The sequence below is a fragment of the Undibacterium sp. JH2W genome, from assembly GCF_049340425.1.
In the GTDB taxonomy this organism is placed as follows: Bacteria; Pseudomonadota; Gammaproteobacteria; order Burkholderiales; family Burkholderiaceae_D; genus Undibacterium.
Genome location: NZ_JBMPOT010000009.1, coordinates 91,376 through 102,973 on the forward strand (window position 1 = coordinate 91,376; position 11,598 = coordinate 102,973).

Below are 11,598 nucleotides of genomic sequence, written 5' to 3' on the forward strand. Positions count from 1 at the left end.
CCCACAAAAAAGCCCCCGTTACCGATGCGGGCAACGAGGGCTTTTCCAGGAATTTTGTTGAAGTATTGATTTTCTTTTTCTTAAGTTTCGACATCGGTAGTCTAGTCCTAATTTAAAAAAATACAAGGGGTCACATTTGATTTATGTTGCAACGCACCAACAAGAAAAAATGGGAATCCTTTTGCAAGGAATTCCCATTTTTCACTTCAAGAACAGACTATTTATTTTCCGACTGTTGCCAGTTTCTGCCAGGTATCAATGACTGAGTCAGGGTTCAGGGAAATCGACTCTATTCCCTCCTTCATCAACCACTCTGCGAAGTCGGGATGATCAGATGGCCCCTGACCACAGATACCTACATATTTATCGAGCTTGCGACAGGCAGCGATCGCGCGTGACAGCAAGGCGCGTACAGCAGGATCACGTTCGTCAAAATCTGCGGCCAGCAATTCCATACCGGAATCGCGATCCAGGCCCAGGGTCAACTGTGTCAAGTCATTGGAACCTATAGAGAAGCCGTCAAAGAATTGCAAGAACTCTTCTGCCAAAATTGCATTCGATGGTACTTCGCACATCATGATCAGGCGCAAGCCATTTTCACCGCGCTTGAGGCCATTTTTAGCCAGCAGGTTCACGACTTTTTCAGCCTGCCCCAAAGTACGTACGAAAGGCACCATGATTTCCACATTGCTCAGGCCCATTTCATTACGCACACGTTTCATGGCCTGGCATTCCATTTCGAATGATTCAGCAAAATCAGGAGCCAGATAACGCGCTGCACCGCGGAAACCCAGCATAGGATTTTCTTCATCCGGCTCGTAGCGTGAACCACCTATGAGTTTCTTGTATTCATTCGATTTGAAGTCAGACAAGCGCACGATGACTTTCTTGGGCCAGAATGCAGCAGCAATAGTCGCAATACCTTCTGCCAGTTTGTCGACATAGAAGGCTCTTGGGGAAGCATGTCCACGGGCAACGGATTCAACCGCTTTCTTCAAGTCAGCATCAATATTCGGATATTCCAGTATCGCTTTTGGATGCACACCGATATTATTGTTGATGATAAATTCCAGACGTGCCAGGCCAACACCTTCATTCGGCACCGACTGGAAATCGAAGGCCAACTGAGGATTGCCGACGTTGAGCATGATCTTCAAAGGCAGCTTGGGTAATTCACCACGCAACTCTTCAGTGATCTCCGTTTCGAGCAAGCCGTCGTAAATCTTGCCTTCATCACCTTCTGCACAAGAGACTGTGACCAGGGTGCCATCTTTCAGCACATCAGTGGCATCTTCACAACCAACTACAGCGGGCACGCCCAGTTCACGCGCGATGATCGCAGCATGGCAGGTACGACCGCCACGATTGGTAACGATGGCGGCAGCACGCTTCATGACAGGTTCCCAGTTAGGGTCGGTCATGTCAGCTACCAATACGTCGCCTGGCTGCACTCTTTCCATCTCGGATGGGTCATGAATGACACGCACGCGGCCTGCGCCTATCTTCTGGCCTATCGCACGGCCAGACACCAGTACGGTACCACTGCCTTTGAGTTTGAAGCGCTGTTGCGCATCAGTGGCTTTTTGCTGGGATTTGACAGTCTCTGGACGTGCTTGCAAGATGTACAGCTTGCCATCACGACCATCCTTGCCCCATTCTATGTCCATAGGACGACCATAGTGCTTCTCGATGATGGTCGCATACTTGGCCAGCTCCACCACTTCAGTATCATTCAGGGAATAACGGTTACGTAATTCCACTGGCACGTCTACAGTTTTTACCGAGCGCCCTGCCTTGGCTTCGCCGGTAAATTCCATCTTGATGAGTTTGGAGCCTATATTGCGACGTATGACAGGCAATTTGCCCTGCTCCAGCATAGGTTTGTGGACATAAAATTCGTCAGGATTGACGGCACCCTGCACTACCGTTTCGCCCAAGCCATAGCTGGAGGTAATGAAGACCACATCCTTGAAACCGGATTCGGTATCTATAGTAAACATGACGCCGGCAGCACCCAAGTCTGAGCGCACCATGCGCTGTACCCCGGCAGACAAAGCGACTTCGGCATGCGTAAAGCCCTTGTGGACACGATAGGAAATCGCCCTGTCGTTATACAGCGAGGCAAATACGTGCTTCATTGCCTCCAGAATATTGTTAATTCCGACAACATTCAAGAAAGTTTCTTGCTGGCCAGCAAAGGACGCGTCAGGCAAATCTTCTGCTGTTGCAGAAGAGCGCACGGCGAAGGACATTTCTGCGGTCGAGTCTGACACCAGCTTGTTATAGAACTCTTCTATCTCTGTCAGCAAACGCGGCTGGAAAGGCGTGTCTATAATCCATTGACGTATTTCTGCACCTGCTTTTGCCAATTCCTTGACATCATCTATATTCAGGTGCTCAAGCCGGTCGGCAATGCGTTTTTCCAGAGGTAAGCCGCCATCTACACTATGTGTCAGAAAATCGCGGAAAGCCTGGGCTGTGGTGGCAAAGCCACCTGGAACGCGGACGCCAGCTGTTGCCAGCTGGCTGATCATTTCGCCTAAAGAAGCATTTTTCCCGCCGACGGATTCAACATCCGTCATGCGTAAATGCTCAAACGAGGCAACATAAGTTGCTTCAGTAATTGCTGCGTTGGACATAACAACCTCTTTTTGATGGTAAGAAATCTTTGCTGTTTAATGCCGTCTTGCTTCGTATCCCGCTGGTTTTTTGTTATTCTTGTAGCGAGCCACGTGTGACATGCTGTTGCAGCATTTTACATTGTGTCCTGCAAGATTTATCTAAACGGAATGAGAATTTGCAGTCTTTTTTGTAGCAGAGACTGCAAATATATTTCGACCAGTCTAATGTACTTATTTATATAAAACCATCATGTCAGATACCCCCCAGCAAGCCAAGCCTGCAGCCAACCGCACCGTCTTTTTCGTATCAGACGGCACGGGTATTACTGCAGAAACCTTTGGTCATTCGGTATTGACGCAATTTGACCTCAAATTCAAGCAAATTCGCCTGCCATTTATTGACACACTGGAAAAAGCCCACGATGCCGTGCGCAAGATCAACGATGCCTACACAGCGGAAGGCAATCGTCCCATCGTATTCTCTACGTTGGTAAAAACTGACCTGGCCGGTGTTGTCTTCAAATCCAAGGGCTTGCACATGGATTTGATACAAACTTTTGTGTCGCCACTGGAGCAAGAGCTGGGCGTGAAATCTACCCATACCATAGGGCGTAGCCACAACATCACCGATTCTGAGGAATATAAAAACAGGATAGAGGCCATCAATTTCTCTCTGGCTCATGACGATGGGCAATCCAATAAAAATTTATCGGCGGCAGATGTAATATTGGTAGGCGTTTCCCGTTCTGGCAAAACTCCTACCACCCTGTATCTGGCCATGCAATATGGTATCAAGGCGGCAAACTACCCTCTGATACCGGATGATTTTGAGCGAGGCAAGCTACCTTCAGCCCTGCCCGAATTTAAGGGGAAGATTTTTGGCCTCAGCATTGCGCCAGAACGCCTGTCAGAAATTCGCAACGAACGTCGTCCAGGCAGCAAATATGCATCCCTGGAAAACTGTCGTTACGAAGTCAACGAGGCAGAGTTAATGATGAAACGTGAAGGTATACGCTGGCTGTCATCGACAGCCAAATCAATTGAAGAAATATCAACGACGATTTTGCAGGAAATCAAATCTGACGTCAGGATTTATTAAGCCTTGCCAGCCAACTGCTGCCTCACCTGTTCAAAGAAGCAGATGGCAGCACTGGCAGCCACATTCAATGATTCTATCGCCGCTTGCTGCGGTATGGTCACTGTGCTGGTAGCCATAGACATCAATTCAGGCGAAACACCCTGCCCTTCATGCCCAAACAGCCAAACCACTTGCTGATTCAAATTGCTTTGATAAATGGTCTGTTTAGTATGGGAGCTGGTGGCCAACACGGGTATCGTGGCTTTACTTAGCAATGCGGGCAAATCAACATTTTCAAAAATATTCAGCAAAAAATGCGCGCCCATGCCTGCGCGCATGACTTTGGGTGACCAGGCAAACGCGGTACCCGGACTGCAAAATACGTTTTCTATGCCTGCTGCTGCTGCACTGCGCAAAATGGAGCCAAGATTGCCAGGGTCCTGTAAGTTGTCCAGCACAACAGAGGATGAGGCCAAAGCGATCGGAAATTCAGGTGCAGGTGTAGCAATGATGAACATCACACCCACCCCATGCTCAACCTGGCTTAAGGCCTTGTACAGAGCATCTGGCAGGCAAATACATTGCGTTTTTTGTTGCTCATTTTGCACCAGGACTGCTGCCACCTCGGCATGATGCAGGCTGCTTTCTGCAACGATGCAATATTCTGGCGCACCGAGATGTTGAAAATAAGCTTCGCACAGATGCACGCCATCCAGCAAGGTACGACCAGCTTTGCGTCTTACCTGCGAACTGGTGGCAAGCTGTTTGAATTCCTTGTAAAGAGGATTGTCGCGGGAAGTAATCGATTTCATTTATTTAAGCAAGGCTTTCACAGGAGCATAAGATTTTCTGTGTATAGGTGATACGCCATGCTCACGCAAGCGTTCCAGATGCAAGGCAGTTGGGTAACCCTTATGCTGATCCAGCGCATATTGTGGATAGGTTTCATGTAACTGCATCAAGACATGGTCACGTGCAGTTTTAGCGAGTATGGATGCAGCCGATATTGCTGCCACCTTATCATCCCCCTTGACGATGGCTTCCGAGGCGATAGACATGACTGGGCAGCGATTACCATCTATCAGTGCCAATGTAGGCTGGACAGCCAAACCCTCGACCGCGCGACGCATGGCCAGCATGGTGGCTTGCAAGATATTGAGTTCATCAATTTCCTGTTCAGAGCATTCTGCGATGCACCAGGCCAGGGCATGTTCCTTGATTTCCACGGCCAGCAATTCACGTTTTGCTTCGCTGAGTTTTTTTGAGTCTCGCAGGCCTGCTATTGGGCGATTTGGGTCAAGGATTACCGCAGCAGCCATGACAGGGCCAGCCAGTGGGCCCCTGCCAGCTTCATCGACACCACAAATCACTTCATTTTCATAATCAAACAAAGGCAGGCCGGGTATCAGATCATGCATGGAAGAAAGCCTTCAATGCAGCAGGATCAAGATAGTAGTGGCAGATTCTTTGCTGGTTCTGACCTTCTTTCTGACCAACCAGTACTGGCACCAGTTCGTCATAGAGCGCCAGCAATTCGTCATCCTGATCAACATCGGCCACCTTGACGGTAAAACCGTATTCAGGACTATAGGCCTGGAGTTGCTCCAGCATATCATCGCAGAGATGACAATAACTGCGTGAATAAAGTGTAAATTGAATCATCATTTTGCCTAAAGTAATGGGGCATGGACATCGTATGCGTAATCCCTATACCCGCATTATAAGTCGCCCCCATCGGGCCTACAAAATAAAAAAGGCCACCTGAAAAACAGGTGGCCTTGGCACTACTTGGAATGTTTATTGATTTGTCGGACGAACTGCCACAAATTTGGACACATCACCACGCTTGACCAATAACAAAACTGGTTTCTTCTGATCAATTTTTGCCATGGCTGCTGCAAACTCCTTGGCATCCTTGACATCTGTGTTAAAGACGCGTGTGATGATGTCACCAGCTTGCAAGCCTGCTCTAGCCGCACCGCCTTCAGCATTTTCAAGTATCACGCCACCAGTTACATGGGCATCACGTTTTTGTGCTTCAGTAAGATCGCTGATGGACAAACCAAACACATTGGCCGCGGGTTCCGCTTTTTGTTTACCTGTTTTTACCGGCGCTTTTTCTGCGTCAGCTTCTGCCACGGTAATCACGATATCCTTGGCACCACCTTTGCGCCACACAGTTACAGTTGCCTTGCCGCCAGGTTTGATATCGCCAACAATACGATTCAAATCCACAGCCTTTTCTATGGCTGTGCCATTCACTTTTTGAATCACATCACCAACTTCAACGCCTGCTTTTTCTGCTGGCGAACCCGGCATGACACGCTGTATCAGTGCGCCCTGTGCTTTTGTCAGGCCCAGACCTTCTGCCACCTCTTTAGGTACGTCGATACGCTCCACGCCCAAATAGCCACGCACCACTTTACCGGCAGACTTCAACTGCTCGACGACACGCATGGCTTCATCTATCGGGATGGCAAATGAAATACCCATATAGCCACCAGAGCGACTATAGATTTGCGAGTTCACACCGATTACTTCACCACGCATATTGATCAACGGACCACCAGAATTGCCAGGGTTCACTGCCACGTCGGTTTGTATCAACGGCAGATAATCGCCAGTATCGCGCGCTTTGGCAGAGATAATGCCTGCCGTAACCGTATTGTCGAGATCAAATGGAGAGCCAATGGCGATTACCCATTCACCTGCCTTGATTTTGTCAGAGTCACCGATGGTAACGCGAGGTAATTTTGTTCCATCTATTTTCAAGACAGCAACATCAGTGCGACGATCCGCGCCAACCACTTTTGCCTTGAATTCACGCTTATCTGTCAGCTTGACATAGACTTCGGACGCGCCATCAACCACATGAGCATTGGTCAACACATAGCCATCCTGCGAGATGATGAAGCCAGAACCTACACCGCGTGGCACTTCTTCCTCTTGCTGCTGAGGGGTTTTACGACCCTTAGGCGTAGGCTGCTGCTTAGGCACAGGCATAGGGGTACCAAAGAAGCGGCGGAAAAACTCCTGCATCTGCTCATCTTCAGCGCTACTGCCGTTTTGATTTAATTGAACCTTCTCTGTCGTCCTGATATTAACGACGGCTGGCCCGGATTTTTCAACCAATTCAGTGAAATCAGGCAAGCCCACTGTGGACGCAGCTTCAGCCACAGGATTGGCATTGATGGCTGTTGGCGCAATAAAACCTACGCAGGCACTCAAGACCAGGGTAGAAGCAATTTTTTCAATTGGAAAAAGTTTATTTGCTCTCATGATGTCATTCGCTTATTTAGATTTAAATTCAATTGAGTTCATTACTTGCCGGATTGCGCTAGCGGGCACCTCACCTACCACGGTCAACCAATACTCAGCATGGCGCTTGCCCATAATGGTCATGGCACCTTGCTGCAAACTACCCTCGGTACGGTTTTCGCTATCTGGCTCAATGAATACGGAAATTGCTGCCAAACCATCAGAAAAAATCATTTGTATGACCTGATGTGATTTGATCGCTGTACCGTCGCCGTTTTTGGCATTGCCGGCAGCAGGAATCAGGCGTTTCATTTCACGGATTTTCTTGAACCCGGTAGGCAAGGATTTCACAATCCAACCTGAATGAATATTGGATTGCACCGTCAAATTTTCAACCTGCCATTGTGCAGTATTTTGAAAAGTCGGTTTTACCCTCTGTTTATCTATGTCCCCAATAGTCAATTGGGTAAAAGCGATCTGCTCTATGACTTCATTTTTGGTATTGACGGTTTGCGCACGTAACAATAAACCAGAATTTTTTTCTACGCACAGTCTATAACCATAGCGGTAACCGTCACGCGGATCCAGCAAATACGTCTGGCAATCAATGCCTGCAACACGACCAAGCTCGGCCTTTTTTATTGCATAAGACTCAGGAAGGGATTGCGCATTCGAGGTTAACAAGGCGGGAAATACTTCTTGCGTGGCATTTTTTTCTACTTGCAGCGTCTTGCTTTCTGGCAGATAGCAGGTTACTTCTTCATTTTTCCGTAAATACTCTCTGGGTTGCCCATCAAGGATTTCCAGTTTTTCCAGCTCATTATTTCCATCAAGAACATGCGTAATTCTGGATGTCCTGATCTGACTGGCTTGCTGATAAACAAAGGTTCCGGAGTAATTCAGCTTTTGGGCAGATGCTTGCATTTTACGCAATACATTATGCACCTCACGCTTATCATCTATCGTATCTTGTGCCGCTGCTGTTGATAGCAAGCCCAGCAGGCAGGCAGATCCTGCCAATGCGATATTAAAACGCCATACGCACGTCATATTTATTTTTCCGAAGCAGATGAAACAGCGTTAGCATGGGTAACGTATTGTGCTCCGTTATTGATGGCAGGAGAAAAGCGCTGATGTGCCATCAAATAACTATCTATCCTTGGGTCGCGCAGCATATCGATTTCTGCAGGCTTTTTGTCATTGGCTTGTGAACTCTGAACAGCTGGATTGCCTGGTGCATTCACAGCCAAGGTATTCATGCCAGTACTTTCAGTATGATTGGCCAACTGTACATTGCTTGCACTTGCGGCTTTGCTACTGATTTGTGTCGCAGCATCAGGGCTAGCCTGGAAAGGCTGTAATTGCGGAAGCATGATAAAAGCAAACGCAGCTGCTGCAGCCATGCTGGCAACCGCCGCGTACGCCCCCAAAAACTTTTGCTTGCGTTGCGGGCCGGTATCACTCTTCTTTTGCATTGCGGCAGGTGCCAGAATGACTGGTTCAGCATCGAGCTTCTCAGAAAGGCGTCGAGAAAAATCTGCGCTAAAAGTAAGCGCCAGCTCTTCCGAACGAAGCACGTCACCAATCTGGTGGTAAATTTCCCATGCATCCTTGCTTTCTGCGTCATTTAAACTCGCAAGCAGGGAATCCAGTTGAGCATCGCTTATTTCACCATCTGTCATGGCGGAAATGCTCTCATGTTGATTTGTGCTTTTGTTCATAATTTTCACCTTTTACCACTATTTTTGAATTCGTTTGTACTGCATTATTGCCAGGTATAGCTGTTACCAGCGTTGTTCCAGTGTAGTACCCAACAAGGGTCGCAATTTCTCTGCTATCGCTTCGCGCGCCCTGAATATTCTGCTTCTCACCGTCCCTATGGGACATAGCATGACTTCTGCAATTTCATCGTAGCTCAAGCCTTCAATCTCGCGCAGGGTAATTGCATTCCGCAATTCTTCTGGCAAAGTCAACATGGCTGAATTCACTGTTTCCGCTATTTGTTTGCTGGCCAACAGGGATTCTGGTGTATTAATATCCCTGAGCCCTTCGGCATCCACAAAAGACTCGGCCTCGTCCACATCAGCATCTGTTGAAGTAGGAGCCCTGCGCCCTTGCGTTACTAGGTGATTTTTAGCCGTATTGACCCCTATCCTGTATAACCAGGTGTAAAAAGCAGACTCACCACGAAAATTGGGTAAAGCTCTATACGCCTTGATAAATGCTTCTTGCACTACATCTTCCGCTTCAGCATGGTCATAGACGAGCCGGGACACGAGCCGCATCAGTTTCCTTTGATATTTGGAAACCAGAAGCTCGAATGCTTTTTTGTCACCACGCTGGACGCGCTCAACCAATAGCTGATCAATTTCGCGTTCTGTCGTCACTCATTCATTCCTAAGTTTGCATGGAGACAGCAAAGCCTATCCCAAATGCATGTTATTCCCGTCAACATACGCGATTTATATAGTGTCTGAGTCCGCATGATTCCTAAAAGTTCCTTTGAAGAAGTAACATTTCATTTCAAGCCAGTCCATGTTGGCTAATCCATATCAGACTAACTCTCAATGAGCGAAATTCAGCAGGACTCAATGAATCTGGCAGTATAAGCAACTTATGTTCCTTACCAGCCTCATCCAGTAAAAATATTGATAAAAAGTATGGCCAAATACGACTTTTGTGACTTAAACGCACATTCAGTCCCGTCAATTGCTCCGCGTCCAGACTTTTCAGGTGCAAAATCATTTCACCAGTTGCAGAAATACTTAGCTGCTGGCTTTGCTGAATATCTTGCCAATATTTGAAACTCAAGTAGGAAGCACTGCAAAATGAACAAGCCAAAATAAGTCCAATCAGCATAAAGGAATCCGTACCTGACCTCAGTAGTAACAGGACACTGAGATGCGCCAGTAACAGCATGAAAAAGCATGCCAGCAATAGCAGACGCGAGGCGCGGGTAAGAATATGTAGGGCTATCGTCATGGCAAAAAAAATGGCACTTCATTTCTATTGAAATGAAGTGCCAAGACTAATTTAGAAAAATCAGACTTTTGCAAATATCAGCGTGCCATTCGTTCCGCCAAAGCCGAAGGAATTTTTCACCGCATAATCCATGCGCATATCACGTGCAACATTCGCACAATAATCGAGATCACATGCCGGATCCTGATTAAAGATATTCATGGTAGGAGGTGAAACCTGGTTATGCAGGGCAAGAACCGTGAACAAGGATTCAAGACCGCCAGCACCGCCCAGCAAATGCCCTGTCATCGACTTGGTCGAATTGATGGTCATCTTGTATGCATGATCAGCAAAAGTGGCCTTGATTGCATCTGTTTCATTCTGATCACCGATTGATGTAGAGGTACCATGTGCATTCAGATAACTGACTTGCTCAGGGTTAATCTCAGCATCTTTCATGGCATTGATCATACTGCGACGCGGACCATCCATGGTAGGCGTAGTGATGTGATAAGCATCGCCGCTCATGCCAAAACCGATGACTTCAGCATAAATTTTTGCACCACGCGCCTTGGCATGTTCATATTCTTCCAGCACCATGACGCCAGCACCTTCGCCCAGAACAAAACCATCACGGTCTTTATCCCAAGGGCGAGAGGCGGTTGCAGGATCATCGTTTCTGGTAGAGAGTGCCCTTGCTGAAGCAAAGCCACCCAGACCCAAAGGAGAAATCGTTGATTCGGCACCGCCGGCAATCATGACATCAGCATCCCCATACTCAATCATACGAGCAGCGGAGCCTATGCAATGCAGACCGGTAGTACATGCAGTTACTATCGCAAGATTAGGCCCTTTCAGACCGTACTTGATCGACAGATTGCCTGAGATCATATTGATAATCGAGGCAGGAACAAAGAAAGGACTAATGCGACGTGGACCACGTGCTATCAGGGTTTCCTTGGTTTCTTCTATCAATGGCAAGCCACCAATACCCGACCCGACGATGACGCCTATGCGCTCGGCATTTTCTTCAGTGACGGTGATACCGCAGTCTTGAAACGCCTGCATCCCTGCGGCAATGCCGTAGTGGATAAAGGTGTCCATATTGCGCGCTTCTTTTGCCGGAATATAATCCTCGACATTGAAGCCTTTCACCTCACCTGCAAAATGCGTGGTGAAAGGAGTTGCATCAAATTTGGTAATCGTTGCAATTCCGGATTTACCTGAAGTGATGGCACTCCAGGCATCTGCAACAGTATTGCCGACTGGAGAAATACAACCCAGCCCGGTTACAACGACTCGACGTTTAAGCGAACGACTCAAGCGCTTCTCCTGGATTTGAAAAAATTCGACTATTAAGCCTTCAGATGGGCTTTAGCGTAGTCAATCGCTTGTTGAACAGTAGTGATTTTCTCAGCTTGTTCGTCAGGGATTTCCATTTCGAATTCGTCTTCGAGTGCCATCACCAGTTCAACTGTGTCCAAAGAGTCTGCACCCAAATCATCTACGAAAGAAGATTCGATTTTGATGTCAGCTTCAGCGACGCCCAGTTGTTCAGCGACGATTTTCTTAACGCGTTGTTCGATATCGGACATGTGTGTCTCCAGTGAAAAAATCAAAAAAATAAGGGCCTACAGAAAGTGCGCGCATTTTAGCAGGTTTGTGAGCAAAAAAAGCAAG

12 protein-coding genes are annotated in these 11,598 nt (G+C 47.6%); 1 reads left to right on the top strand and 11 read right to left on the bottom strand.

The window, feature by feature from the left end; all coding sequences use genetic code 11:
- Window positions 1–221: 221 nt before the first annotated feature.
- Window positions 222–2,639 (bottom strand): phosphoenolpyruvate synthase, encoded by a 2,418-nt coding sequence (gene ppsA, locus ACO0LC_RS14890; RefSeq protein WP_423004382.1) that lies wholly within the window; start codon window positions 2,637–2,639, stop codon window positions 222–224.
- Between the two features lie 232 nt (window positions 2,640–2,871).
- Between ppsA and ppsR the strand changes: the two genes are divergently transcribed.
- Complete coding sequence (ppsR, locus tag ACO0LC_RS14895; protein WP_423004384.1) at window positions 2,872–3,720, top strand: posphoenolpyruvate synthetase regulatory kinase/phosphorylase PpsR; 849 nt, start codon at window positions 2,872–2,874, stop codon at window positions 3,718–3,720.
- On the opposite strand, the gene ACO0LC_RS14900 is transcribed toward ppsR, so the two are convergent.
- The 10 genes from ACO0LC_RS14900 to acpP all read right to left on the bottom strand — a co-directional run bounded on the left by ACO0LC_RS14900 (window position 3,717) and on the right by acpP (window position 11,513).
- The gene (locus tag ACO0LC_RS14900) at window positions 3,717–4,511 is read right to left on the bottom strand and encodes a TrmH family RNA methyltransferase (protein WP_423004386.1); all 795 of its coding nucleotides are present in this window, start codon (window positions 4,509–4,511) and stop codon (window positions 3,717–3,719) included. The two genes, ppsR and ACO0LC_RS14900, sit on opposite strands and share 4 nt — an antisense overlap.
- Window positions 4,512–5,117, bottom strand: a complete 606-nt coding sequence (gene rnhB, locus ACO0LC_RS14905) for a ribonuclease HII (RefSeq protein WP_423004388.1) — start codon at window positions 5,115–5,117, stop codon at window positions 4,512–4,514.
- On the bottom strand, window positions 5,110–5,361 hold the full coding sequence (locus ACO0LC_RS14910) for a glutaredoxin family protein (protein WP_423004390.1): 252 nt from the start codon (window positions 5,359–5,361) through the stop codon (window positions 5,110–5,112). The genes rnhB and ACO0LC_RS14910 overlap by 8 nt, the downstream gene beginning before the upstream one ends.
- Window positions 5,362–5,496: 135 nt before the next feature.
- The gene (locus ACO0LC_RS14915; RefSeq protein ID WP_423004392.1) at window positions 5,497–6,978 is read right to left on the bottom strand and encodes a DegQ family serine endoprotease; all 1,482 of its coding nucleotides are present in this window, start codon (window positions 6,976–6,978) and stop codon (window positions 5,497–5,499) included.
- Window positions 6,979–6,990: 12 nt separating this feature from the next.
- A complete protein-coding gene (locus tag ACO0LC_RS14920) occupies window positions 6,991–8,007 on the bottom strand; it encodes a MucB/RseB C-terminal domain-containing protein (protein WP_423004394.1) in 1,017 nt (338 codons plus the stop codon).
- Between the two features lie 2 nt (window positions 8,008–8,009).
- Entirely contained in the window at window positions 8,010–8,678 is a 669-nt protein-coding gene (locus tag ACO0LC_RS14925) for a sigma-E factor negative regulatory protein (RefSeq protein WP_423004396.1), read from the bottom strand.
- A gap of 63 nt (window positions 8,679–8,741) precedes the next feature.
- Window positions 8,742–9,344 carry an RNA polymerase sigma factor RpoE gene (gene rpoE / locus ACO0LC_RS14930; protein ID WP_423004398.1) on the bottom strand — a complete coding sequence of 201 codons (603 nt, stop codon included), beginning with the start codon at window positions 9,342–9,344 and terminating at the stop codon, window positions 8,742–8,744.
- 136 nt (window positions 9,345–9,480) lie between these two features.
- The gene (locus ACO0LC_RS14935; protein ID WP_423004400.1) at window positions 9,481–9,939 is read right to left on the bottom strand and encodes a protein YgfX; all 459 of its coding nucleotides are present in this window, start codon (window positions 9,937–9,939) and stop codon (window positions 9,481–9,483) included.
- A gap of 60 nt (window positions 9,940–9,999) precedes the next feature.
- A complete protein-coding gene (gene fabF / locus ACO0LC_RS14940; protein ID WP_423004402.1) occupies window positions 10,000–11,241 on the bottom strand; it encodes a beta-ketoacyl-ACP synthase II in 1,242 nt (413 codons plus the stop codon).
- Between the two features lie 32 nt (window positions 11,242–11,273).
- Complete coding sequence (gene acpP, locus ACO0LC_RS14945) at window positions 11,274–11,513, bottom strand: acyl carrier protein (protein ID WP_110253556.1); 240 nt, start codon at window positions 11,511–11,513, stop codon at window positions 11,274–11,276.
- Window positions 11,514–11,598 lie beyond the last annotated feature (85 nt).

What these genes read in the sequence shown, in the direction of transcription:
- ACO0LC_RS14910 (WP_423004390.1), bottom strand. Translation starts at nt 5,361, where the DNA reads ATGATTCAATTTACACTTTATTCACGCAGTTATTGTCATCTCTGCGAT.
- ACO0LC_RS14900 (WP_423004386.1), bottom strand. Translation starts at nt 4,511, where the DNA reads ATGAAATCGATTACTTCCCGCGACAATCCTCTTTACAAGGAATTCAAA.
- ACO0LC_RS14915 (WP_423004392.1), bottom strand. Translation starts at nt 6,978, where the DNA reads ATGAGAGCAAATAAACTTTTTCCAATTGAAAAAATTGCTTCTACCCTG.
- ACO0LC_RS14920 (WP_423004394.1), bottom strand. Translation starts at nt 8,007, where the DNA reads ATGACGTGCGTATGGCGTTTTAATATCGCATTGGCAGGATCTGCCTGC.
- ACO0LC_RS14935 (WP_423004400.1), bottom strand. Translation starts at nt 9,939, where the DNA reads ATGACGATAGCCCTACATATTCTTACCCGCGCCTCGCGTCTGCTATTG.
- ACO0LC_RS14925 (WP_423004396.1), bottom strand. Translation starts at nt 8,678, where the DNA reads ATGAACAAAAGCACAAATCAACATGAGAGCATTTCCGCCATGACAGAT.
- acpP (WP_110253556.1), bottom strand. Translation starts at nt 11,513, where the DNA reads ATGTCCGATATCGAACAACGCGTTAAGAAAATCGTCGCTGAACAACTG.
- rnhB (WP_423004388.1), bottom strand. Translation starts at nt 5,117, where the DNA reads ATGCATGATCTGATACCCGGCCTGCCTTTGTTTGATTATGAAAATGAA.
- ppsR (WP_423004384.1), top strand. Translation starts at nt 2,872, where the DNA reads ATGTCAGATACCCCCCAGCAAGCCAAGCCTGCAGCCAACCGCACCGTC.
- ppsA (WP_423004382.1), bottom strand. Translation starts at nt 2,639, where the DNA reads ATGTCCAACGCAGCAATTACTGAAGCAACTTATGTTGCCTCGTTTGAG.